Below are 23,241 nucleotides of genomic sequence, written 5' to 3'. Positions count from 1 at the left end.
GCGCCGCCCCACCGTGCGAACCAACGACTTCGGCACCGCGCCGGCCTCCACCGCCGTCGCCCTGCGCCTCGACCAGCTTCCGAACAACCAATGGGCCACCGTGCTCGACGTGGCCCGCCCCGAGGGCGCGGACGACCGCGAGCTCGTGCTGCGCCTGACCGAAATCGGCTTCGTGCCGGGCGAGGCGGTGCGCATCGTCGCGAGCGGCATTCCGGGCCGGGAGCCGCTGGCAGTGCGCCTGGGGCACACCACCTTCGCATTGCGCCGCCACGAGGCTGCGTTGATCCATGTCACACCGGGAGCCGCCAACCATGGCTGAAGCCGTCATCCAGGGACCCGGTGGCTTCGCCCCCACCGCCCAGCCGGGACGCATCGCGTTGCTCGGCAACCCGAACTGCGGCAAGACCGCGCTCTTCAACCTCTTGACCGGCAGCCGCCAGAAGGTCGCCAACTACGCCGGCGTGACCGTCGAGCGCAAGGAAGGCACTCTCCGCACCCCCTCGGGCCGCCGCGTCTTCGTGCTCGACCTGCCGGGCGCCTACAGCCTGAACGCGCTCAGCGCCGACGAGGCCGTCACCCGCGACATCGTCACCGGCCAGAGCAACGAAGCCCTGCCCGACCTGCTGGTGTGCGTGACCGACGCCACCAACCTGCGCCTGAACCTGCGCCTCGTGCTCGAGGCGAAGAAGCTGGGCCTGCCAATGGTCGTCGCGCTCAACATGACCGACATGGCCAAGAAGCAGGGCATTGCGGTGGACACCGCCGTGCTCTCGCGCGAGCTGGGCGTGCCGGTGATCGAAACCGTCGGCGTCCATACCGGCGGCGCGAAGAACCTGCTCGAAGCGCTCGACGCCCCGGTCGCCGCCGCCGCGCCGCAGCCCTGGCAGGCGCCGGGCCTGGACGACGTGCTCGCCACACAGCGCGAGGTGCGCCGCATCCTTGGCCTCGCGGTGAAGGAGCCGGTCGGCAGCCTCGCCACCAGCGACCGCATCGACCGCGTGGTGATGCATCCGGTGTGGGGCATGCTGGTGCTGGCCGTCACGATGTTCCTGATGTTCCAGGCCGTGTTCAGCTGGGCCAATGTGCCGATGGACGCCATCAAGGCTGGCACCGAGGCGCTCGGCAACCTGCTTAAAACAGCCATTCCCGAAGGCATGCTGCAGAGCCTGCTGGTCGACGGCGTGATCGCGGGCGTGGGCGGCGTGATCGTGTTCCTGCCGCAGATCCTGATCCTGTTCCTCTTCATCCTCGCGCTCGAAGACTCGGGCTACCTGCCGCGCGCCGCCTTCCTGCTCGACCGCGTGATGGGCACCGTGGGCCTGTCGGGCCGCTCGTTCATTCCGCTGCTGTCGAGCTTTGCCTGCGCCATTCCGGGCGTGATGGCGACCCGCACCATCAGCAACTGGCGCGACCGCATCACGACCATCATGATCGCGCCGCTCATGACCTGTTCGGCGCGGCTGCCGGTGTATGCGCTGCTGATCGCGGCCTTCATTCCGGCGCGCACCGTGGGCGGCGTCTTCAACCTGCAGGGCGTGGTTCTCTTTGCGCTGTACGTGTTCGGCATCGTCTCGGCGATGGCCGTGGCCTGGGTGATGAAGCGCTTTCGCGACAGCACGCAGCATTCGCCGCTCCTGATGGAGCTGCCCGCCTACCGCTGGCCAAACCTGCGCAACCTGGCGCTCGGCCTCTACGAGCGGGCGTGGATCTTCATCCAGCGCGTGGGCACGATCATCCTCACGCTCACGATCCTGCTGTGGTTCCTGTCGACCTTCCCGTCGCCGCCCGAAGGCGCGACCGGCCCGGCCATCCAGTACAGCCTGGCCGGCATGATCGGCCGCGGGCTCGAATACATCTTTGCGCCCATCGGCTTCAACTGGCAGATCTCGATCGCGCTGGTGCCCGGCATGGCGGCGCGCGAAGTGGCGGTGGGTGCGCTGGGCACGGTGTACGCACTCTCGGCCACCGGCGACGACGTGGCCGGCGCGCTCGAGCCGCTCATCGCCGGCAGCTGGTCGCTGGCAACGGCGCTGTCGCTGCTGGTCTGGTACGTGTTCGCGCCGCAGTGCATCTCGACGCTGGCCGCGGTGAAGCGCGAGACGGCGTCGTGGAAGTACGTGTGGATCATGGCGGGCTACCTGTTCGCGCTGGCCTACGCGGCGTGCTTCATCACCTACCACGTTGCGGTGGCACTCGGAGCGGGTTAAAACCGTTCCTGACGCTGAAAGGTTTGAAGAAGAAATGACGCAACAACTGATCGTCGGATTGATCGTCGCGGCGGCCGCGTTCTATGCGGTCTGGCGCTGGATGCCCGCCGGCTGGCGGCGCAGCGCGGCCCACAAGCTGGCGGCCGGCACGCAGCGCGCCGGCCTGGTCGACCAGGAGCGCGCCAACCAGCTGGCCGCCTCGCTCGCCAAGACTTCGGGTTGCGGCTCCTGCGACAGCTGCGGCAGCTGCACCCCCAAGAAGCCCGGCAACACCAACGCCACGCAAGCCGACAAGCCCCTCTCGAACAGCTGAGAGGCTGAGAGGCAATCCGGCATGACCGCTCATCCCCCGCAAATGGCCCCACTCCGCGTTGCAAATGCTCGCCATAGCCCGAGCTATGGCTGTGCTTTGCGCCTTGATTGGAGCCATTTGCGGGGGCTGCTCGGTCACGCCGAATTACCTCCCAGCCTCTGAGTCCGATGCCCACGCACATCCTCGTCGCCGGGGGCGGCATCGGGGGGCTGGCCACGGCGCTGGCGCTCTCGCGGGGCCGGCACCGCGCCGATGTCTTCGAGCAGGCGCCGGTCTTCGGCGAGATCGGGGCCGGCGTGCAGCTCGGTCCCAACGTCACGCGGCGCCTTCAACAATTGGACCTGGGCACGGGCCTCGCGAAGATCGCGGCGCGCCCGGACGCATTGGTGGTCCGCAGCGCCGGCAGCGATGCCGTGCTGGCCCGCCTTCCACTGGGCGATGCGATGCAGCAACGCTACGGCGCTCCTTACTTCTGTGCACACCGTGCCGACCTGCATGCACTGCTGCTCGAAGCGGTGCGTGCGCGCGGCATCGGTACGCTGGTGACTGCCGCGCAGATCAGGCAGGTCGAGACCAGCGACGACCTCGTGTGCGTCTCGAGCGCCGACGCCCGCGCCTGGGAGGGCGAGGCGCTGGTGGGTGCCGATGGCCTCTGGAGCCTGGTGCGGCGGCAACTCGATACACCCTCCGCCGCGGAGCCGCCACGCGTCACCGGCCACACGGCCTGGCGCGCGCTGGCTTTGCAGGCGGACTTGCCCGCGGCGCTGCGGCGCCAGCAGGTCGATGTGTGGCTGGGCCCGCATCTCCACGCCGTGGCGTACCCGGTGCGTGGCGGCGACTGGCTCAACGTGGTGGTGATCGCCGAATCCGCCCCGGCCGGCGATGCGCGCGATTGGGACCAGTCCAGCAGCATCGCGGCCCTGCAACAGGCCACGGGCCGCAGCGGCGGCGGCCTGCAGGCGCTGCTCGAAGCGATGCCCGGCTGGCGCGCCTGGTCGCTCAGCGACCGCGCGCCGTTGACTTCTGCCGCCGACATGGCGCACGAGCGCGTCGCGCTGGTGGGCGATGCGGCGCACCCGATGGTGCCGTACCTCGCGCAGGGCGCCGGCATGGCAATCGAGGATGCGGTCGCACTGGCCGATGCGCTCGGCGATGGCACCGCGGCCGACGTGCCCGCAGCCTTCGCGCGCTACGCCGAGGCGCGCTGGCAGCGCAATGCGCAGGTGCAGGCGCGCGCGCGGCGCAACGGCGAGGTCTTCCATGCCACCGGCGCTGTGCGCCTGGGGCGCGACCTCGCGATGCGCACGCTCGGTGCGCGGTTGCTTGATCAGCCCTGGCTGTACGGCGGTTGAGCGCTCCGGCCTTCAGAGCCTGAAGGTCTGCAGGTGCTCGATGCGTTCCGCCAAGCCTTCCGGCCCGAGGTAGTGGCCGAGCGAGCCATCGCGCACTTTCACCAACGTCGTTTCCAGTTCCGTCAGCATCGCGTCGCGGTCCGCGACAAAGGCCGGCGGCACGTCGATGCCGGCTTCGGTGCAGGCATCGGCGATCAGGTGCGCGCTTGCGGGGGCGCCGCAGGCCACGCACTTGACGATGGCTGCCACGCTCGGCTCGGCGCCGTTGGCCAGCAGCGCGCTCGTGAGTTCGGGCGCGATCTGGCCATCGACGCTGCGCAAGGCATCGACCGCCACCGGCGCGCCCGCGCGCACCAGGGCCGCAGCCGCTGCGAAGGCGCTCTGGCTCAGCGCAACGTCGGTCGCGAGGGCGCTGCCCTGCTGCGGCCCGTCGAAGCTCACGCCCGAAGCCGCCAGCTCGGCCACCAGCTGCGCATCGTCGGTCGCGATCGCGTGGTGCAGCGCCGCGCGCGCGAGCGCCGGATGATGGCGCAGCGTGCCGTCCGCCAGTGGCGTGCGCCAGTCGACCACCGCGCGGCAGTAGAAGGTGACCAGCTTGTCCATCAGGTCGAGGTCCAGCCCGTGGTCCTGGTGGCGGTCGTCCAGGTACTGCAGCAGGGTCTGGCCCGAGAAGTAGTCGCTCGTGGGGGCCAGCGGGTCTTCGTCCAGGTGCAGCGCCGCGAAGGCGCCGTGCAGGTCCGGCGCGACGGTGCTCAGGGTGTCTTCGTGCAGTGCGTGCGTCCAGGCCGGCGGCAGGCCCTGCTTCCATGCGATGACCCGGCCGTATGCTTCGCCGGACTCGACCACGGTGTAGATCCGGTCGAGGTACTCGAAGCCGCCGAAGGGCAGGTGGGTGATCTTGCCGCTCCAGGGCGTGCCGCTCTCGGCGGCGGCGTCTTCGGCCAGCGCCTGCTCATGCTCGATCCAGCCCTGCAGGTCGCGGTAGCCGTCGCTGCCGTCCCAGAACAGCTCCGACCAGCTCACGTTTTCGATGTTGCCGTTCATCGGCAGCGCTAGGTCGTAGTCGAGGCGGCCGCCCGCCGTCTCTTGCCACAACGCGACCAGCGCCTCGGGAATCGGTCCGGCGCAGAGGGCCTGTACCGCCGCGATCTGCTGCGCCGGCATCGGCGGCTGCGCATCGAAGATCACGCGATCCGCGAACAGCACGACGCCGTGTGCCCGCAAGGTGGAGATCTCGTCGGGTGAGAACCGGATGTTGTGCATGGCAGTAGCCTCCGTCGTTGTTGCCAAAAATGTAGCGCTTTGCGCGGGTGTGGCAACCGGTACATGCGAGCGTTCAGCCCGCCGATTGCGGGACGACTGGCCATTCGATGCGTTCGAAGAGGCGCATCAGCCTTGCCTTGCGCGCCGGATTGAACTGGCCGATCCACGCGATGTGGCCCAGCAGGTGGCCGCGGAAGTCGGTCACCTTCGCGCGGTTCTGGCTTGCGGGGCCGTGCAGCACGCACTGATGAAGCACCGCCTTCAGCCGGTCGAAGTCGACGCGCGGCGTGTTCGCCTTCTCGTTCACGACCACGCCCGTCACGCGCTGCTGGTGGTGCCGCGGCATGCAGCGCACCTTGCGCGGATGAAACGCGAAGCCTTCGTCGGCAGCGATGCCGTCGACCCAGGCACGCAGCGCGTTGAACTGCCCGCGGAGCGTCGCAGGACCCGAGAACACGAGGTCGTCCGCATAGCGCGTGTAGGTGGCGCCGAAGGCCCACGCCAGTCCTTCGAGCCGCAGGTCGAGGCGAAAGGCGCAGAGGTTCGCCAGCGCGGGCGAGCAGGGCGAGCCCTGCGGCAGATGCGGTTCGGCCAGGCGCTTGGCGCCCATCCAGTCGAGCCCGCCGTCGTCGCGAAGGCGCTCGATCACCGCCGTCGACGTGCGGTGCGTGCACAGCGCGGTGAGCGCGCGCGCCACGCCTTCGGGATAGCCCAGCGTGCGCCACAGCGCATGCACGCGCGATGCGCGAACGCTGGGAAAGAAATCGCGCAGGTCGAAGCCGATCACCACATCCTTGCCGACGTGCGCGGCCGCATGGCTCGCGACCGAGCGCTCCTGCACGAAGCCATGGGCCACCTCGTGCACCGGTATCTGCTGCAGCAGGTCGTCGAGGATGCGGCGCTGCACACGCTTGAGGTCAGCCTTGGGAATCTCGAGCAGCCGCAGGCCGCCGAGGCGCTTGGACTGCATCTGGTAGCGGTAGTGCGATGCGGGGCGCGGGCTCGATGTGTCCGGCGCACGGAAGGACTGCGATGCGGCGGTGAGCCACGCGAGGCGGTCGGGTTCGAGTTCGAGCCACTGCGCGAGATCGGCCAGTGTGGGCAGCCGAGGCAAGGCGAAGTGGTCGAGGCCCATCGGGCGCGGGAGCATGTCGGCCGGACGCAGGATGAGCCGGCGAATGCGGGGCAGTTCGTCCTGTTCGAAGGCCAGCTCCAGCGCCGGCGTGTCGAGGATCGCCTGCGTCAGCCCGGGAAGATCGGTGCGCTCCCATGTCGCGAGCGAGCGCTTGCCGAGTTCTTCGGCCAGCAGCGTCAGCCACGGCGGATCGGCGCCCAGTGCCGCTTCGGCCCGCGCACGCAACGCATTCGGCGCGGTGCCGCCCGGCTGCCTCGCATCGGCCAGCAGGGCATGCGCGAGGCCGCGTGCAATCCATTCCCTGTAGCTCGGTTCGCGCGTCATGAAGGCGGTGAAGTGGAACGAAGGTGGCAACCGGCCCTTCAACCAGCCGGTGATGCGCTAGCTGCGCTGCGCGATAGCGCAGTCCCGCTCACGCGCCGAAATGCGTACCCATCCATCCACCGCGGGGGTGCCCCGCAGCACAAGGAAAGCGACGAATCGCCTGCCTTGTCGAGTCTTGAAGGTCCGGTGCCGCGGCGATTGTTGCACGCGGCCTGTGACGCTCAGAGGTCGGTGCGCAGCTTCCAGATCTCGGGGAACAGCACCACATCGAGCATCTTGCGAAGGTAGCTCACGCCGCCCGTGCCGCCGGTGCCGCGCTTGAAGCCGATCACGCGTTCGACGGTCGTCACATGGCGGAAACGCCAGAGGCGGAAGGCGTCTTCGAGGTCGGTGAGCTTTTCGCCGAGCTGGTACAGGTCCCAGTGGTCGTGCGGGTTGCGGTAGACCACGAGCCAGGCCGCCTCGACGCCGTCGCTCGATTCATAAGGCTGCGTCCAGTCGCGCTCCAGCCGGTCGGCAGGCACCGGCAGGCCGTGGCGCGCGAGGAGGCGCAGCGACTCGTCGTAGAGCGATGGCGAGCGGTAGGCCGCCTCGACCTGCGCGAGCAGATCGGCGCGGTGCGCATGTGGCTTGAGCATCGCGGCGTTCTTGTTGCCGAGCGCGAACTCGATGCAGCGGTACTGAGCACTCTGGAAGCCGCTGGAGTTGGCGAGGTAGGGGCGCATCGCCGTGTACTCGGGGGGCGTCATGGTCGAGAGCACGGTCCATGCGCTCACCAGCTGTTCCATGATGCGGCTCACCCGCGCGAGCCTCTTGAAGGCGTCGGCCAGCTTCTCATCGGCGATGCAGGTGGTGGCTGCGCGCAGCTCGTGCAGCATCAGCTTCATCCAGAGCTCGCTGGTCTGGTGCTGCACGATGAACAGCATCTCGTCGTGCGCGGGCGAGAGCGGGTGCTGGGCGTTGAGGATCTCGTCCAGGTGCAGGTAGTCGCCGTAGCTCATGGACTTGCTGAAGTCCAGTTGCGCCTTCTCTTCGTGGACGATGTTCTCGGTGTGTTTTTCGGCGGTCATGTCACTGCGTTCTTGCGGTTGAATTCTTCGCGTCGCCACTCGCCCGTCTCGAGCACCTGCACCAGGTGTTCGACCGAGTTCCACACATCCTCGAAGCCGATGTACAGCGGCGTGAAGCCGAAGCGCAGGATGTCGGGCATCTGCGAATCGCCGGCGCGGTAGTCGCCGATCACGCCGCGCGCGATCAGCGCCTGCACGATGGCGTAGGCGCCTTCGTCGCGGCTGAGGCACACCTGCGAGCCGCGCTGCGCGTGGTCGCGTGGCGTGATGAGCGAGAGGCCTTGTCCCGCGCAGCGTTCTTCGACCAGCTTGATGAAGAGATCGGTGAGCGCGAGCGACTTCGTGCGCAGCGCGGCCATCGCGCCCTGGTCCTTGTTGAAGGCTTCGGCGGCGAGCACCGTGTCGAGCCCGCACTCCAGACCTGCCAGCGCGATGATCGGTTGCGTGCCGCAGAGGTAGCGACCCACGCCCGGTGCGGGCCGGTAGTGCGGCGTGAACTCGAAGGGTGCCGCGTGGCCCCACCAGCCCGACAGCGGCTGCTCGAACTGGCCCGCGTGCCGGGTGTTGACCCATGCGAAGGCCGGTGCGCCCGGGCCGCCGTTCAGGTACTTGTAGCCGCAGCCGATCGCGTAGTCGGCATTGCTGTCGTTCAGCGCCACGGGCACGGCGCCCGCGCTGTGCGCGAGGTCCCACACCGTGAGCGCGCCCACCGCGTGCGCGGCGGCGGTGATGGCCTTCATGTCGTGCATGGCGCCGGTGCGGTAGTTGACGTGCGTGAGCATCAGCACGGCCACCTCGTCGGTCAGCACCGAATCCGGGCCTTGCAGTTCGCTCGCGTCGATGAGCTTGAGCGTGAAGCCGCGCTCGCGGCACAGCGATTCGGCGATGTAGAGGTCGGTCGGGAAGTTGCTGCGCTCGCTGATCACCAGCTTGCGGCCGCTGTCCTTTTGCTGCGAGAGGGCGGCGAACAGCACCTTGTAGAGATTGACCGAGGTGCTGTCGGTGCACACCACTTCGCCGGGCGCGGCGCCGATGAGCCGGGCCACCTTGTCGCCCAGGCGTTGCGGCAGGTCGAACCAGCTCGCGGTGTTCCACGAGCGGATGAGGCCTTCGCCCCATTCCTTGGTCACTACTTCGGCGATGCGTGCGGGCGCCGCCTTGGGCATCACGCCGAGCGAGTTGCCGTCGAGGTAGAGAACGTCGGCAGGAATGGTGAATTGATCGCGCAGGGCGCGCAGCGGGTCTTGCGCGTCGAGCGCGCGGCAATCGTCGAGGGTCATGATGGGTTTTGTGGGGTCGGGGTTGGCGATGCTTCGGTCGTGGAACACCGCGGAACCGGCTTTGCCGGGCCGCTGGTGTTGCCCCCGGCGAGGGGGTTGGCGTAGCGACACGAAGTGCGCGAAGACTGGGGGAGATTCATAGACTGCGCAGCACGGCGCGAACGGGGGAGGCATCGGCGCTCACCAGCTTGAGCGGCAGCGCGATGAGTTCGTAGTCGCCCTCGGGCACGGCGTCGAGCACGAGGTTCTCGAGCACGCGCAGGTCCAGGCGGCGGATGCGTTGGTGGCTCTCCAGCGTCTTGCTGTCGGCCGGGTCGATGCTGGCGGTGTCGATGCCGATGAGCTTCACGCCCATCGCGGCCAGGCGCTCGACGGTGGCGGGCGCGTAGGCGGCGAGCTGCGGGTCCCAGTGGCCGACGGGCATGGTGGCGTAGGTGCGCACCAGCACGCGGGGCGGCAGGTCGCTCGTCACTGCATGCGCGATGTGCTCCCACTCGATCAGCGGCCCCTTGGCGATGGCATGGATCACCCGGCACGGGCCGAGGAAGGGCGCGAGATCGACATTGCCGATGGTCTGGCCCTCGGGGTCGTAGTGCAGGGGCGCATCGGCGTGCGCGCCGACGTGGGGCGAGAGCTTGATCTCGCTGACGTTGACCGGGCAGTCCGGCGAAATGGTCGCGGCCCAGCGCTGCTGGTAGGGCGTGTCGCCGGGGAACACCGGCGCGCCTTCATGCACCGGGGGGGAGATGTCCCAGACGCGGGGTTGGGGTTGCAGAGAACGCATGGCGCGAAGTTAGCGCCGGGCGAGGGGGCGTGGTGTCGGTTATTTACAACATACGATGTGACGAGATGATGTGGCTCAGGAATCCAGCGACGAGAGCGCAGGGAGGCCGTGCCGGGCGCGCGCCCGTTCGCAGGCGTCGCTGCCGGACTGCAGCTCGTGGCACGGGTTGGGTCGCCATTCGTAGATGCCGCAGGCCACCGCTTGGCCGATCTTCCCGGTGAGCGCCGCGCAGCGCATCGGCGTGTGGTCAGTGCCGCGCATGCGGCAGAGGGCGTCGTTCACCTCGACCGCCAGGCCCGACGGCACGCGGCCGCCGTTGTCGTCGAGTTCATGCACGCTGAAGTCGACGCGGTAGCTGGCGCAGCAGGCGCCGCATTGCTGGCAATGGGACACGCGGCCGCGCCTTCTTCTTCAGCTGCTCAGAGCTTGCCGAGCAGCAGGAACTCCATCAGCGCCTTCTGGGCATGGAGGCGGTTCTCGGCTTCGTCCCACACGACCGACTGCGGGCCGTCGATGACCTCGGCCTGCACTTCCTCGCCGCGGTGCGCGGGCAGGCAGTGCATGAAGAGGGCGCCGGGCTGGGCGATGCGCATCATGTCTTCGTCGACGCACCAGTCGGCAAAAGCCTTGCGGCGCGCCTCGTTCTCGGCTTCGTAGCCCATGCTGGTCCACACGTCGGTGGTGACGAGGTCGGCGCCGCGGCAGGCTTCCATCGGGTCCTTGAAGACCTTGTAGCTGTCGCCCGAGCGGATGCCGGCGATCGACTGGTCCACCTCGTAGCCGCTGGGCGTGCTCACATGCACCGTGAAGCCCAGGATCTCGGCCGCCTGCAGCCAGGTGTTGGCCATGTTGTTTCCATCGCCCACCCAGGCCACCGTCTTGCCCTGGATCGAGCCGCGATGCTCGATGTAGGTGAAGATGTCCGCCAGGATCTGGCAGGGGTGGAACTCGTTCGTGAGGCCGTTGATGACGGGCACGCGCGAGTGCGCGGCGAAGGCGTCGATCTTGGTCTGCTCGTAGGTGCGGATCATCACGATGTCGACCATGCGGCTGATGACCTTGGCGCTGTCCTCGATGGGCTCGGCGCGGCCCAGTTGGCTGTCGCCGGTGGTCAGGTGCACCACGCTGCCGCCGAGCTGGTACATGCCGGCCTCGAAGCTCACGCGGGTGCGCGTGCTGGCTTTCTCGAAGATCATGGCCAGCGTGCGGTCGACCAGCGGCTGGTGCTTTTCGTAAGTCTTGAACTTCTTCTTGATGATCGCCATGCGATCGAAGAGATAGACGTACTCGTCGGCGGTGAGGTCGGCGAACTGCAGGTAGTGCCGAATGGCCGGCGGCGAGGCGAGCGAGGAAGCGGTCGTCATTGCGCGGCAGGCTCCGACAGGAAGTTTTTGACGATCGGCGCGAGGATCGCGACGATCTCGTCGGCCTCGGCAATGCTCAGGATGAGCGGGGGTACGAGGCGGATCACCCTGTCGGCGGTCACGCTCAGTAGCAGGCCGGCATCGCAGGCGCGGTTCAGGATCACGCCGCAGGGGCGGTCGAGCTCGATGCCGAGCATCAGGCCCTGGCCGCGGATTTCCTTCACGCCCGGCAGGCTGCCGATTTCGCGTTCCAGCGCGGCCTTCAGGTGCGCGCCCACGGTGGCGGCGTTCTCAAGCAGCTTGTGCTCTTCCATGATGCGGATGGTTTCCACGCCGGCACGCATCGCAAGCGGGTTGCCGCCGAAGGTGGTGCCGTGATTGCCCGGTCCGAAGATGTTGGCGGCCTTGGGGCCGGCCACCACGGCGCCGATCGGCACGCCCGAGCCCAGGCCCTTGGCCAGCGGCATCACGTCGGGCTTGATGCCGGCCCACTGGTGGGCGAACCACTTGCCGGTGCGGCCCATGCCGCATTGCACTTCGTCGATCATCATGAGCCAGTCGCGCTCGTCGCAAAGGGCGCGCACCTGCTTGAGGTAGTCCACGCGCATCGGGTTGATGCCGCCTTCGCCCTGAATCGTTTCGAAGAACACGGCGACCACGTTCGGGTTGCCTTCGGTGGCCTTCTTCAGGGCCTCGATGTCGTTCAGCGGCACGCGGATGAAGCCCTCGACCAGCGGGCCGAAGCCGGCCTGCACCTTGGGGTTGCCGGTGGCCGACAGGGTGGCGATGCTGCGGCCGTGGAAGGCGGCTTCGTAGACGACGATCTCGGGGCGTTCGATGCCCTTGTCATGGCCGAACTTGCGGGCCAGCTTCAGGGCAGCTTCATTGGCCTCGAGGCCGGTGCAGCAGAAAAATGCGTTGGTCAGGCCCGACAGCTCGGTCAGCTTGGCGGCGAGCTGCTCCTGGCCGGTCACGTGGTAGTAGTTGGAGCTGTGGATCAGCTTGGTCAGTTGGTCCTGCAGCGCGGGCACCAGCTCGGGGTGGTTGTGGCCCAGCGTGTTGACGGCGATGCCGCCCAGTCCGTCGATGTAGGCCTTGCCCGTGGTGTCCCAGACTCGGCAGCCCTGGCCATGCGACAGTGCGATCGGCAGGCGACCGTAGGTGTTCATGACGTGGGGCGAGGTGGGTTGGGCGGTAGCGCTCATTGGGTTCTCCAGATAGGGAACGCGGATTCTAGGCGTGCGGTTTGACGGCTTCGTTGAGGATTCCGCATCACAGCAATGCCAGCCCTTCAGGATGCAAAAAGTGCCCCGGATAGAATCCGTTGCTGCACCGCAGCACCTGCTCAGGTCGCTTCATTCAACGATGATTTCCCCCACCGCCAAAGAGATATTCATCCAGGGCATCACCCGAGATGGCCGGACTTTCCGCCCCAGCGACTGGGCCGAGCGGCTGGCCGGCGTCATGAGCTCCTTCCGGCCCGGGGGCGCCTTTCCGGGCAGCTACCTGAGCTATTCGCCGTGGTGCGAGCCGACCACCATCAACGGGGTCAAGTGCGTGATCGTCAACCGCGACCTGCGCGATGCCGAGCCCATGGCCTGGGACTTCTGCGTGAACTTCGCCAAGGACAACGACCTGCAGGTGTCCGAGGTGTCCCCTGCGCCGCCCGCACCGGCCGTGCCGAAGGCCGCGCAGACCCCAGTGGCCGCCGTGGTGCGCTCGGACCCCGCTGCACCGGTGATTCCCGTCGAGCAGCAACCCAAAACCTGACGCCCATGAAAAAACCGCCCGAAGGCGGTTTTTTACACTTTGCTGCAGCGCACCCCGATCAAACGGCGGACTGGAGAATTCCGGTCCGGGCTTGCCTGACAGGTGTCAGGCGGCGGCCTTTTCAGGCGCGAGGGCGAGGGCCTTGACCTTGGCCGACAGGCGGCTCTTGTCGCGGGCTGCCTTGTTCTTGTGGAAGATGCCCTTGTCGGCGACGGTGTCGACGATGCTCTGGGCCTTCGCGAACAGTTCGCTTGCCTTGGTCTTGTCGCCAGCCAGAACAGCCTTTTCGACGTTCTTGACCGCGGTACGGTATTTGGAGCGCAGCGAGGTGTTCGCAGCGTTGAGCTTGGTGTCCTGGCGGACGCGCTTACGGCCGGAGGCGAGGCGCGGGTTCTTTTTCTTGGGCTTGGCGGATGCCATGATTTAGTTCCTTAGGTGTCTGAGGATGATGCAGCAAAGCCCTCCATTATAGGCCGGGTCGGCTTTTACTCCGAATCGGGCCATTTCGGGCGCTTTCGGGGCCCTACACTCGCCCCCGTGTCCCTGCTCAAATCCGCCTCCACCGTCTCCCTCCTGACCCTCGCCTCGCGCATCACGGGCCTCGTGCGCGACGTGCTTTTCGCCTCGATGTTCGGCGTCAGCGCGCTGACCGATGCCTACAACGTCGCTTTTCGCATCCCGAACCTGTTCCGGCGGGTTTTCGGCGAAGGCGCCTTCAGCCAGGCCTTCGTGCCGGTGCTGGCCGGGCGCAAGACGGAAGCGGGCGACGAGGGAGCCAGGGAACTGATCGACCACGTCGCCACGCTGCTGACCTGGACCCTGCTGGTGGTGTGCGTCGCCGGCGTGGTCGGAGCGCCTTTGCTGGTCTGGGCGATGGCCAGCGGCCTGAACGGCTTCGACGCGGCGGTCGTCATGACGCGCTGGATGTTCCCGTACATCGGCTTCATGTCGCTGGTGGCGCTGGCGGGCGGCATCCTCAACACCTGGCGCAAGTTCGCGGTGCCTGCGGCGTCGCCGGTGCTGCTGAACCTGGCGCTGATCTTTTCCATCGTGGCCGGCGCGCCGCTGTTCCGGCACTACGGCATCGAGCCGATCTATGCGCAGTGCGTGGGCGTGCTGGTCGGCGGGGTGCTGCAACTGGCGATACAGATTCCGGCGCTGCGCGCCCTGGGCCTGATGCCGCGCGTCGGCACGAGCTTCAAGGCGCTGCGCGCCGCCTGGACCGACCCGACCACCCGCAAGGTGATGAAGCTGATGCTCCCCGCCTTGCTGGGCGTGAGCGTGGCGCAGATATCGCTGCTCATCAACACCCAGATCGCCTCGCACCTGGCAACCGGCAGCGTGACCTGGGTGACCAACGCCGACCGCCTGATGGAATTTCCGACCGCCATGCTCGGCGTGGCGCTCGGCGTCGTGCTCATGCCGCAGTTGGCCAGCGCTCGCGCCGCCAAGGACGACGCGCGCTATTCGTCGCTGCTCGACTGGGGCCTGCGCCTCGTGGTGCTGCTCTCGGCCCCCTGTGCCATCGCGCTTTTGCTCTTCGCACAGCCGCTGGTCGCCGTGCTCTTCCACAACGGTGCCTTCGGCGACGAGGACGTCAAGCGCACCACCCTGGCGTTGATGGGCTATGGCGTGGGCCTCATCGGCATCGTGGCCATCAAGATCCTTGCGCCCGGCTATTACGCCAAGCAGGACACGCGCACGCCGATGCTGATCGCCGTGGGCGTGCTCGTCTTCACCCAGGTGCTCAATTTCTTCCTGGTGCCGGTGCTGCAGCATGCGGCGCTCACGCTCACCATCGCCATCGGCGCGCTGGTCAATGCGACCTGGCTGCTGGTGGGTCTCGTGCGCCGCGGCAGCTACAAGCCGGAACCCGGCTGGGGCAAGTTCACGCTGCAGGTGCTGGCCGGCACGCTGGTGCTGGCGGCTTTCCTGGCGTGGGGCGCGAACTGGTTCAACTGGATCGGCCTGCGCGCGCAGCCCCTGCACCGCATCGGCCTGCTGGCCGCGCTCGTTGCGGGCGCCGCGGTGATCTATTTCGCCATCCTGGCGGCGGTCGGGGTGCGGCTGCGCAGTTTCATGCGCCGTTGAGCTGCTTGGCGATACCTGGCAATACGCATGTGTCCCGCCTTGACGCTCCCCGGATGCTCCTCTACAAAGACACATGACGTTCACATTTCAGGTCCCGACCGCTCTGGAATATTTCGAATCGCTCGTCCAGAGCGATGACCACTTCCCGCTGCTCGAGGCCGCCGCCAGCCTGGCGCAGGACGAGTACCCGGAGCTCGACGTCCAGCAGATCCTCGGCGACGTCGACCAGCTCCTCGCCCGCCTGAAGCGCCGCCTGCCGGCCGATGCCGCACCGCTTGCCCGGCTGCGCGCGCTGAACCAGTTCTTCTTCAACGACTTGAACTTCGGCGGCAACGTCAACGACTACTACGACCCCGATAACAGCTACCTGAACGCCGTGCTGCGCACCCGTCGCGGCATTCCCATTTCGCTCGCGGTGCTGTGGATGGAACTGGCGCAGGGCCTGGGCCTGCAGGCGCGCGGCATCGGCTTTCCGGGGCACTTCATGCTGAAGGTCACGCTGCCCAAGGGCCAGGTGGTGATCGATCCGTTCACCGGCAAGTCGCTCTCTCGGGAAGAGCTGGGCGAGCGGCTGGAGCCCTACAAGCGCAGCAACGGGCTGGTCGGCGACTTCGACGTGCCGCTGGGCCTGTACCTGCAGCCGGCCAGTTCGCGCGAGATCATCGGCCGCATGCTGCGCAACCTGAAGGAAGTGCACCGCGCGCAGGAGGACTGGCAGCGTGCCATCGCGGTGCAGGACCGTCTCATTGCATTGCTGCCCAGCGCCTGGGGCGAGTACCGCGACCGCGGCATCGCGCACGCGGAGCAGGGCAACACAGCGCTCGCGGTGCGCGACCTCGAGGTCTACCTGACCCACGCCGAGGACGCCCTGGACATCGACGCCATCGCCGAGCGCGTGGCCGCATTGCGCCGAATGGCCAACGGATGACCGCCAAGGCCGGCCTGAGCGGCGTGGGAGGCGCGGCGCCCGACCTGGGCACCCTGCACGAATTCCACGGCGTGCAGCCGGTCTTGCCCGTATCGGATGTGTCCCGCGCCGCGCGCTGGTTTCGCGACGTGCTGGGCTTCGAGCTCGATTTCATCGCCGGCGAACCGCCCAGCTATGCGCGCGTGAAAAAAGGCGACGGCAGCCACGGCGACCCGGTCTACCTGCGCCTTTGGCAATGCAACACGCGCGGCACGCCGCCCTGGCGCGGCGAAATCGTCATCCACGTGGGCAAGGACATCGACGGCCTGCACGCTGCCTATGTGAAGCGCGGCGTGACGGTGATCGAGCCGCCCGTCTCCCAGCCCTGGGGCCTGCGCGAATTCGCGATCCGCGAACCCGATGGCCACGTGCTGCGCTTCTGCGGCTATCTGTCCTGAATTTCTGAAACACAAAATTACAACCGGACCGATGCCATCGTGTCGATCCGGCGTTCGTTCGTCCGACGTGAGTACAGGAGCACGCAAATTCAGCGGCTCCCGATTTCATCAACCCTCAGGAGAAACGACATGCGATTCATGATTCTGGTCAAGGCGAACAAGGATTCCGAAGCGGGCGTGATGCCCACCACCGAGATCCTCACCGAGATGGGCAAGTTCAACGAAGAGCTGGTCAAGGCCGGCGTGCTGCTGGCGGGCGAGGGCCTGCACCCCAGTTCCAAGGGTGCGCGCGTGCGGTGCGAAGGCCTGAAGCGCACCGTCATCGACGGCCCGTTCGCCGAAACCAAGGAGCTGCTGGCCGGCTTCTGGCTGCTGCAGGTCAAGTCGAAGGAAGAAGCCATCGAGTGGATCAAGCGCAGCCCCTTCCAGGAAGGCGAGATCGAGATCCGCCAGGTGTTCGAAGCCACCGACTTCGGCGACTCGATGACGCCCGAACTCCTCGCACAGGAAGACCGCCTGCGCGCCGAATCCGCCAAGCGCACCAGCGCTGCCGGCTGAGCCCGTCGAATCCCAAGGAGACACACCATGCGATTCATGATGCTGATGATTCCCCACGGCTACGAGACGGCCGCGCCGGGCACGATGCCCGAGGACCGCGAGGCGATGGCCGCGATGATGGCCTACAACGAATCCCTGCAGAAAGCCGGCGTGCTGATCAGCTGCGACGGCCTGCATCCGCCTTCGATGGGCGCGCGCGTGAGCTTTCCGGGGCGCAAGCCCAAGGTGGTCGACGGTCCTTTCGCTGAAGTGAAGGAAGTGCTCGGCGGCTACTGGGTCATCGACGTCGCCTCGCGCGCCGAGGCCATCGAATGGGCCACGCGCTGCCCGGGCGGCGAGAACGAGGTCATCGAGGTCCGGCAGATCCAGGAACTGGAGGATTTCTCGCCCGACCTGCAGGCCGTGGCCGAGAGCTTCCCGTCGATGCAGACGGTGAAGAAATAGCCTCCTACTCTTCGCGAACCAGCCGGATGCCCACGAGCGTGTAGCGCGTGTCCGGCGCGTTCCAGTTGCGATAGGAAGACCGGGCATAGAAGGGCCAGGTGTGCCAGGATCCCCCGCGGCGCACCCGCACCCTGCCTTCGACCGGGCCCTGCGGGTCGTCGACCGGGGAGGCCGCGTAGTATTCGTCGCCATGCCAATCGGCCACCCACTCCCAGGCATTGCCGTGCATGTCGTAGAGGCCCCAGGCGTTCGGTGCGAAGCTGCCGACCGGGGCGGTGAACGCGAAGCCGTCGTCGCCCTTCAGCGCCATCGGGTCCCACCGCGGCCAGTACCTGGCGGTGCGCGCATCGAACACGTTGGCCGCGCGCACCAACGCTTGCGGATCGTCGCCCGTGCTATAGCGGGTGCGGGTGCCGGCGCGGCAGGCGTACTCCCACTCGGCCTCGGTCGGCAGCCGGTAGCGCTTGCCCTCGGACTTGCTCAACCACGCGGCCAGCGCCTCTGCATCGTTCCAGGTCACGTTGACGACCGGGTGATCGTCGCCCTGCGCAAAGCCCGGGTTGCGCCAGGAGTAGCGCGGGTCGCGCCCTTCGAAGGCATCGCCGCGCCGAGTCTTGGCCGGGTCGTAGTCGGCGCGCCAGCCGTAGCCGCCGGTGCCGTCGGCGATCGATTCCGGCACGTAGCCCGAGGCTTCGACGAAGCGGCGGAACTGGCCGACCGTCACTTCGTGCTGGCCCATCCAGAACGACCGCGTGATGCGCACCCGGTGGACCGGCCCTTCGTCGCGCAGTTCGGTGAAACGCTCCCTGGGCAGCTCGGGATAGGCGGCAGCCAGCGCTTCAGGCGTCTCGTCGCTCCCCATCATGAACTCGCCGGCCGGCAACCTGACGAAGGCCATGCCGAGGCTGTTGCGTTCGACCTCGGCGGCCTGGGCGCCGCCCAGGACGAGGCACAGGATCAGAAGCCATCGTTTCATGGCCGCATGCTATCGCGCACGATGCGCGGAAACGAAGGGGCTGTAGCGTGAGCGACAGCAGGGACGAAGCGGCCATCCACCGCGCCATCGACGCCGTCTGGCGCATGGAGTCGGCCAGGATCATCGCCACCGTCGCGCGCATGGTGCGCGACGTGGGCCTGGCCGAAGAACTGGCGCAGGACGCGCTGGTCGCAGCCCTCGAGCAATGGCCCGGGGCCGGCGTGCCCGACAACCCCGCCGCGTGGCTTACGCAGGTGGCCAAGCACCGTGCCCTCGACCGCTTGCGCCACGGTCAGCTGGCCGAACGCAAGGCGCCCGAGATCGGCCGCGAACTCGACGCGCAGCATGAGATGGCCGAGGCCGATTTCGCCGAGGCGGTCGATGCGGCGCTGGACGACGACATCGGCGACGACCTCTTGCGGCTGGTCTTCACCGCCTGCCATCCGGTGCTTTCGACCGAGGCGCGCGTGGCGCTCACGCTGCGGCTGATGGGCGGCCTCACGACCGACGAGATCGCCCGCGCCTTCCTCGTGCCCGAAGCCACCGTGGCGCAGCGGATCGTGCGTGCCAAGCGCACGCTGCTCGAGGCGCGCGTGCCCTTCGAAGTGCCGCGCCGGCACGAACTCGAAGTGCGACTGGGCTCGGTGCTCGAGGTGCTCTACCTGATCTTCAACGAGGGCTACTCCGCCACCGCGGGCGACGACTGGATGCGCCCTGCGCTTTGCGACGAGGCCATGCGCCTGGGCCGCATCGTGGCCGAACTCGTGCCCGATGCCTCGGAGGTGCACGGCCTCGTGGCGCTGATGGAAATCCAGGCCTCGCGCACGGCTGCGCGCGTCGGCGCATCGGGCGAGCCCGTGCTGCTGCTCGAGCAGAACCGCGCACGTTGGGACCAGCTGCTGATCCGCCGAGGCCTCGCGGGACTCGCGCGCGCAGAAGCACTCGGTGCGCTCGGTCCCTACGCCCTGCAGGCCGCCATTGCCGCCTGCCACGGCCGCGCGCGCACCGCCGACGAAACCGACTGGCCGCGCATCGCCGCGCTCTACGACGCGCTGGCCGAGCTCGCGCCTTCGCCCATCGTCGAGCTCAACCGCGCGGTCGCGCTCTCGATGGCCTTCGGTCCGGCCGCGGGGCTCGAGGTGGTCGATGCGCTCGTGGACGAGCCGGCGCTCAAGGGCTATCACCTGCTGCCGACGGTGCGGGGCGACCTGCTCTTCAAGCTCGGCCGCCACGACGAGGCGCGCAAGGAGTTCGAGCGCGCCGCTTCGCTCACGCGCAACACGCGCGAGCAGGCGCTGCTGATGGAGCGGGCGCGAAAGAGCATGCGCGCCTGATGCCGTTGCGTGGCGCGCAGCGCGCGTGTGGCTTGCCGGCGTCGAATTCTTCTGGGGCCGATGTGGTATGAAGTTAAATTCGACTTGCACGTATTCAATGGAGTAGAAAAATGCAGGAAGTCACGTTGGCCGAAGTGATCGAGACCAGTCTGGGCATTGCTCTGAATCTCGAGGAGATTAAAAAATTCGATTTCAATCATCAGAATATTTCAGATCTAGCCAAGGGGGTGGGTGAATTTCACGAAATATTTTCTCTTCCTGAAAAATTCGACTCAGAATTCAGGCCTTCTATTTCCCCTGCATTCGGCCAAGACCATTCGATCGGATTCGGCCACGTTTCCGGTGTACCCGGTCAGGAGGTGGAGAGTGCTATTAAGAAATATTTGTTGTTCAGCCACGGCTTGGTCTTCGAGGATCCGCTGATTTATTTGCTTGATTATTTCAGGGACGGGGCTGAAGATGAATATTCAAGAGTGAGAATTCCTCGGGTCAGGGATTTACTGATTCAGTATGCGAAGGTGGCCGAATTGATTCGCATGAAAATCGTATTTCCAGTTACTGGCGAGCCTAACCAAATCGATCGCATCGAATACCTCGACTCGAAGCAGGTGGACGAGATTTCCAAGCGATTGCCTGATATGGAAAAGGTCATCGTCCAGTTGTGCTGTCAGAAGATTGCCGAGGAACGATATTCACTGAGCACCTTCGGCAATCGCGCCGATTATTTTTTTCCCAGGCCCGAATATGTTAGGGTTTTGCACGAAATAGTGAAATTGGAAAAAGCTTCCTATGTTCGTCAGGATCTTGATCGTCCATTTGGGATGAGCGTGATCGGCAGTATTTCCAGCATCGATCCGAATGAGGTCTCTATTCAGGATCTTGTGAGTATTCGGTTGAATGATGCCCTTTTTTCAGATTGGCGGGACTTTCTCGATCGGTCTTTCGGTGAACTTCGACAGAATGAGGCGCAATATTCGGATGTGAATCGAGAATATTTGGCCCTTGTTCGTGCCAATTTCGATGCGTGGGACAAAAAAATTGCGGGTCAATTGAGCAAAGGTGCGCTTGGAAAGATTATTCGAAAATCCGTTGGAGAAATTTCGTATGGCGTGTTCAGCGGTGCTGCCGTGGGTGCCTCGGTCGGAGCAACGCTCGGTACTTCTGGCGCCGTTGCAACAGGCGTGATGGGAGCTATAGCGGGAGGTTTAACGGGAGGGGTGACGGGCGCCATCAAGACCGGCATCGACAAGGCCAAGGATCTGGTCGTGGCATCGAGCTCCGAAAGAAAGACCAAGATCATCCGGAATCACTTCATGGCATTGGGTGCGATCGAAAAACAGGCCGTGGCTTGAATTTTTCGCGAGACCGGGAGCGGCGCCACCCCTGTCGCCGACGGCGAGCCGGGCAATCCGAACTGATGCCACGCCCTGCGCAGTTGCGTGTCCGAGCCGAAGCCCGACAGCTCCGCCGCCCGCGTGACGCTCGCGCCCGACGACAACGCCAGCTGCGCGGCCGCCAGCCGCAGCCGCCGCAGATAAGCCAGCGGCGCCACGCCCGCGTGCTCCACGAAGAGCCGCGTGAGATGCCGTGCCGAGGTGTGGGCCACATCCGCCATCCGCGGCACGCTCCAGTCGGCCTGCGGTTGCTCGCTCACGGCGTCCTGCACGCGGTGCAGCGCGGCGTGCAGGTGGTTGCGGTAGGCGAGAAAGGGCGAGAGCTCCGGGTCGTGCGGGCCGCGCCGCAGCGCCACCACCATCGTCTGCGCCACCTGCGCCGCGAGCGCTTCGCCGCAGGTCTCGGCGATGCGGTGCAGCACCAGGTCGATGCCAGTGGTGACCCCCGCGCTGCTGTAGAGCGGCGGATCGATCACGAACACGCGGTTGCTCACCACGTCGCAGCGCGGCTCGATCGCGCGCAGTTCGTCCAGGTGATGGTGGTGCGTGGTGGCGCGTCGTCCCGCCAGCGCGCCGGCATGCGCTGCCAGCACCGCGCCCGCGCAGACCGTGACCAGCTCGACGCGGCCGCGCTCGAAGCGCTGGCCGCGCAGCCAGTGCAGCAGGTCCTGCGTCTCGGGGTTGTCGATGGCGATGGTGTCGCCGGGCAGGCCGACCAGCACCACCCAGGCCGGGCCGCTCCACTGCGTGGGCAGGGGCGAGAGCCCGGCGAGCGCGACGCCGACCGAGGCGATCGATGTCGGCCGCGGACTTGCGAACTCGATCACGAAACGCTCGGGCTGGCCCGACGCCACGAGCCGCTGGTTCGCGATGCGCAGCGCCTCGGCCGGCCCCGCCCAGTCGAGCACGAGGCTGCCGGGGAGCAGCACGAAGACTACGCGGATGGGTGGCTGGTGTTGTGGGTCCATGCGTAGTCCATCTGGCGTGCCGTGCGCTCCGCCAGTGCGCGCCCCGCGAGGCGCTCGACCAGGTGCAGGCTCATGTCGATGCCCGCGCTGATGCCGGCCGAACTGACGATGCGGCCGGTGTCGACCCAGCGCACGTCGTCGCGCACGTCGAGTTTCGGGAACTGCGCGCGCAGATCGGCGATGTCTTCCCAGTGCGTCGTGACGGCCTCCTGTGTCACCACGCCACTCTTGGCGAGCAGGAAGACGCCGGTGCAGACCGAGGCGACAACCTGTGCGCCGGCCGCGCAGGTGGTGATCCAGCGCAGGGTTTCTGGGCTCGCCATCGGCGCATCGACCACGCCGCCGGGGACGATCAGCAGATCGGCGGCCGGGTTGCTTGCGACGGTGTGGTCGGCGAGCAGTTGCAGGCCGGCGCGCGCCTGCACGGGCTGGCCGTGCGGTGAGAGCGCGACCGACGCGACGTCGAATGGCGCCGCCGTGCCCGGCTGCATGCGCTGGCTGACCCGGCTCGCGGTGGTGAACACCTCGAAGGGCCCGGCGAAATCCAGCGCCTCGACACCGTCGTAGGCCAGGATCAGCACGCGCAGGACACTCATGCCGCCGAACCAGCGCGTTCCAGCGCCTGCTGCACGCTGCAGATCGTCGCGAAGCGCCCGGCCAGCACGGCCGCCGTGCGCGACTTGATATCGGCCGCCAGGAGCGGCTGGCCATCGGGCTGCACCATGTCGAAGGTCAGCGTGGCGTCGGTCACGTAGTCGACCTCCCAGCCCAGATCCGAGGCGTGGCGGGTGGTGGTTTCGCAGCACTGCTCGGTGCGGATGCCGCTCACGATCAGCCGGCGGATGCCGTTCTCGGTGAGCCAGACATCGAGCCCGCTGTTGACCAGCGCGCTGTGGCGGTGCTTGGTGAAGGTGGCGGCGGCGTCGAACGGCACGACCCCGTCGATGGGGTGGATGTGGCCCGATTCGACGGCGAACGGGTTGCTCGCGGTGCTGGGCTCGTCGACGTGAAAGATGCGCACGATCGGCAGGCCCGCCGCGGCGGCGCCTTCGATCAGCGCGTTCTGGGCAGCGAAATAGGGCGCCGCGACGCCTTCGTTCCAGTACGCGCGATGGCGGAACGATTGCTGGGCATCGATCACAATCAGACAGGTTTTCATGGCGGTGGCTGGCACAGAAGCGGAGTGGATGATGCCGCCAATTCTTGTGCGTTGCCAGGGCCCGGTCCGCGCCGAAGCGGACCAGAACCG

Annotated in this window: 25 protein-coding genes; 12 read left to right on the top strand and 13 right to left on the bottom strand. The window is 67.1% G+C overall.

Annotation, left to right across the window (positions count from 1 at the left end; translation table 11 throughout):
* Positions 1 to 13 precede the first annotated feature (13 nt).
* The 4 genes from ACSFA7_RS23055 to ACSFA7_RS23040 all read left to right on the top strand — a co-directional run bounded on the left by ACSFA7_RS23055 (position 14) and on the right by ACSFA7_RS23040 (position 3,872).
* Positions 14 to 319, top strand: coding sequence for a FeoA family protein (locus ACSFA7_RS23055; RefSeq protein ID WP_435501516.1), 306 nt, complete (start codon positions 14 to 16; stop codon positions 317 to 319).
* The gene (feoB, locus tag ACSFA7_RS23050) at positions 312 to 2,207 is read left to right on the top strand and encodes a ferrous iron transporter B (protein ID WP_435501515.1); all 1,896 of its coding nucleotides are present in this window, start codon (positions 312 to 314) and stop codon (positions 2,205 to 2,207) included. The genes ACSFA7_RS23055 and feoB overlap by 8 nt, the downstream gene beginning before the upstream one ends.
* 34 nt (positions 2,208 to 2,241) lie before the next feature.
* Positions 2,242 to 2,520: a DUF6587 family protein gene (locus ACSFA7_RS23045; RefSeq protein ID WP_435501514.1), complete on the top strand. Its 279-nt coding sequence runs from the start codon at positions 2,242 to 2,244 to the stop codon at positions 2,518 to 2,520.
* A gap of 167 nt (positions 2,521 to 2,687) precedes the next feature.
* A complete protein-coding gene (locus ACSFA7_RS23040) occupies positions 2,688 to 3,872 on the top strand; it encodes an FAD-dependent monooxygenase (protein ID WP_435501513.1) in 1,185 nt (394 codons plus the stop codon).
* Positions 3,873 to 3,884: 12 nt separating this feature from the next.
* Here the strand turns inward: ACSFA7_RS23040 and ACSFA7_RS23035 are convergent, their stop codons facing one another.
* The 8 genes from ACSFA7_RS23035 to ACSFA7_RS23000 form a co-directional block, all read right to left on the bottom strand.
* Positions 3,885 to 5,135 (bottom strand): SMI1/KNR4 family protein, encoded by a 1,251-nt coding sequence (locus ACSFA7_RS23035; RefSeq protein ID WP_435501512.1) that lies wholly within the window; start codon positions 5,133 to 5,135, stop codon positions 3,885 to 3,887.
* Between the two features lie 73 nt (positions 5,136 to 5,208).
* Positions 5,209 to 6,594: a reverse transcriptase family protein gene (locus tag ACSFA7_RS23030; protein WP_435501511.1), complete on the bottom strand. Its 1,386-nt coding sequence runs from the start codon at positions 6,592 to 6,594 to the stop codon at positions 5,209 to 5,211.
* A gap of 221 nt (positions 6,595 to 6,815) precedes the next feature.
* Positions 6,816 to 7,664 carry a tryptophan 2,3-dioxygenase gene (kynA, locus tag ACSFA7_RS23025; RefSeq protein WP_435501510.1) on the bottom strand — a complete coding sequence of 283 codons (849 nt, stop codon included), beginning with the start codon at positions 7,662 to 7,664 and terminating at the stop codon, positions 6,816 to 6,818.
* Complete coding sequence (kynU, locus tag ACSFA7_RS23020) at positions 7,661 to 8,947, bottom strand: kynureninase (RefSeq protein ID WP_435501800.1); 1,287 nt, start codon at positions 8,945 to 8,947, stop codon at positions 7,661 to 7,663. Before kynU ends, kynA begins: the two co-directional genes overlap by 4 nt.
* A 133-nt stretch (positions 8,948 to 9,080) precedes the next feature.
* On the bottom strand, positions 9,081 to 9,728 hold the full coding sequence (gene kynB / locus ACSFA7_RS23015; RefSeq protein WP_435501509.1) for an arylformamidase: 648 nt from the start codon (positions 9,726 to 9,728) through the stop codon (positions 9,081 to 9,083).
* A 75-nt stretch (positions 9,729 to 9,803) separates the two neighbouring features.
* Positions 9,804 to 10,121, bottom strand: coding sequence for a YkgJ family cysteine cluster protein (locus ACSFA7_RS23010; RefSeq protein WP_435501508.1), 318 nt, complete (start codon positions 10,119 to 10,121; stop codon positions 9,804 to 9,806).
* Positions 10,122 to 10,147: 26 nt separating this feature from the next.
* A complete protein-coding gene (gene argF / locus ACSFA7_RS23005; protein ID WP_435501507.1) occupies positions 10,148 to 11,092 on the bottom strand; it encodes an ornithine carbamoyltransferase in 945 nt (314 codons plus the stop codon).
* The gene (locus ACSFA7_RS23000) at positions 11,089 to 12,297 is read right to left on the bottom strand and encodes an aspartate aminotransferase family protein (protein WP_435501506.1); all 1,209 of its coding nucleotides are present in this window, start codon (positions 12,295 to 12,297) and stop codon (positions 11,089 to 11,091) included. The genes argF and ACSFA7_RS23000 overlap by 4 nt, the downstream gene beginning before the upstream one ends.
* A gap of 160 nt (positions 12,298 to 12,457) precedes the next feature.
* Between ACSFA7_RS23000 and ACSFA7_RS22995 the strand changes: the two genes are divergently transcribed.
* Entirely contained in the window at positions 12,458 to 12,862 is a 405-nt protein-coding gene (locus ACSFA7_RS22995; protein ID WP_435501505.1) for a DUF3579 domain-containing protein, read from the top strand.
* Between the two features lie 105 nt (positions 12,863 to 12,967).
* Here the strand turns inward: ACSFA7_RS22995 and rpsT are convergent, their stop codons facing one another.
* Positions 12,968 to 13,282, bottom strand: a complete 315-nt coding sequence (rpsT, locus tag ACSFA7_RS22990; RefSeq protein WP_007831346.1) for a 30S ribosomal protein S20 — start codon at positions 13,280 to 13,282, stop codon at positions 12,968 to 12,970.
* A gap of 117 nt (positions 13,283 to 13,399) precedes the next feature.
* On the opposite strand from rpsT, the gene murJ reads away from it, so the two are divergent.
* The 5 genes from murJ (at position 13,400) to ACSFA7_RS22965 (ending at position 17,320) form a co-directional block, all read left to right on the top strand.
* Positions 13,400 to 14,953 carry a murein biosynthesis integral membrane protein MurJ gene (gene murJ / locus ACSFA7_RS22985; RefSeq protein WP_435501504.1) on the top strand — a complete coding sequence of 518 codons (1,554 nt, stop codon included), beginning with the start codon at positions 13,400 to 13,402 and terminating at the stop codon, positions 14,951 to 14,953.
* 73 nt (positions 14,954 to 15,026) lie between these two features.
* Positions 15,027 to 15,881, top strand: a complete 855-nt coding sequence (locus ACSFA7_RS22980) for a SirB1 family protein (protein WP_435501503.1) — start codon at positions 15,027 to 15,029, stop codon at positions 15,879 to 15,881.
* Positions 15,878 to 16,318 (top strand): bleomycin resistance protein, encoded by a 441-nt coding sequence (locus ACSFA7_RS22975; protein WP_435501502.1) that lies wholly within the window; start codon positions 15,878 to 15,880, stop codon positions 16,316 to 16,318. Before ACSFA7_RS22980 ends, ACSFA7_RS22975 begins: the two co-directional genes overlap by 4 nt.
* A gap of 129 nt (positions 16,319 to 16,447) precedes the next feature.
* Positions 16,448 to 16,876 (top strand): YciI family protein, encoded by a 429-nt coding sequence (locus ACSFA7_RS22970; protein ID WP_435501501.1) that lies wholly within the window; start codon positions 16,448 to 16,450, stop codon positions 16,874 to 16,876.
* Between the two features lie 27 nt (positions 16,877 to 16,903).
* Complete coding sequence (locus ACSFA7_RS22965) at positions 16,904 to 17,320, top strand: YciI family protein (protein WP_435501500.1); 417 nt, start codon at positions 16,904 to 16,906, stop codon at positions 17,318 to 17,320.
* Positions 17,321 to 17,324: 4 nt separating this feature from the next.
* Here ACSFA7_RS22965 and ACSFA7_RS22960 read toward each other — a convergent pair whose 3' ends face one another.
* On the bottom strand, positions 17,325 to 18,296 hold the full coding sequence (locus tag ACSFA7_RS22960) for a formylglycine-generating enzyme family protein (RefSeq protein ID WP_435501499.1): 972 nt from the start codon (positions 18,294 to 18,296) through the stop codon (positions 17,325 to 17,327).
* A gap of 104 nt (positions 18,297 to 18,400) precedes the next feature.
* Here ACSFA7_RS22960 and ACSFA7_RS22955 point away from each other — a divergent pair, with 104 nt between their 5' ends.
* Positions 18,401 to 19,630, top strand: coding sequence for an RNA polymerase sigma factor (locus ACSFA7_RS22955; protein WP_435501799.1), 1,230 nt, complete (start codon positions 18,401 to 18,403; stop codon positions 19,628 to 19,630).
* A 110-nt stretch (positions 19,631 to 19,740) separates the two neighbouring features.
* The gene (locus ACSFA7_RS22950; protein ID WP_435501498.1) at positions 19,741 to 20,982 is read left to right on the top strand and encodes a glycine zipper family protein; all 1,242 of its coding nucleotides are present in this window, start codon (positions 19,741 to 19,743) and stop codon (positions 20,980 to 20,982) included.
* On the opposite strand, the gene ACSFA7_RS22945 is transcribed toward ACSFA7_RS22950, so the two are convergent.
* The 3 genes from ACSFA7_RS22945 to ACSFA7_RS22935 are packed head-to-tail and all read right to left on the bottom strand — an operon-like array spanning position 20,937 to position 23,151.
* Entirely contained in the window at positions 20,937 to 21,992 is a 1,056-nt protein-coding gene (locus ACSFA7_RS22945) for a GlxA family transcriptional regulator (RefSeq protein WP_435501497.1), read from the bottom strand. The genes ACSFA7_RS22950 and ACSFA7_RS22945 overlap by 46 nt on opposite strands.
* Positions 21,959 to 22,588 carry a DJ-1/PfpI family protein gene (locus tag ACSFA7_RS22940; protein WP_435501496.1) on the bottom strand — a complete coding sequence of 210 codons (630 nt, stop codon included), beginning with the start codon at positions 22,586 to 22,588 and terminating at the stop codon, positions 21,959 to 21,961. Before ACSFA7_RS22940 ends, ACSFA7_RS22945 begins: the two co-directional genes overlap by 34 nt.
* Positions 22,585 to 23,151, bottom strand: a complete 567-nt coding sequence (locus tag ACSFA7_RS22935; RefSeq protein ID WP_435501495.1) for an isochorismatase family protein — start codon at positions 23,149 to 23,151, stop codon at positions 22,585 to 22,587. The genes ACSFA7_RS22940 and ACSFA7_RS22935 overlap by 4 nt, the downstream gene beginning before the upstream one ends.
* Positions 23,152 to 23,241: the final 90 nt, after the last annotated feature.

Source organism: Variovorax trehalosi (assembly GCF_051216415.1).
Lineage (GTDB): Bacteria > Pseudomonadota > Gammaproteobacteria > Burkholderiales > Burkholderiaceae_C > Variovorax.
The sequence above is the reverse complement of the archived record's forward strand: the minus strand, read 5'-3'. Positions and strand labels throughout refer to the sequence as shown.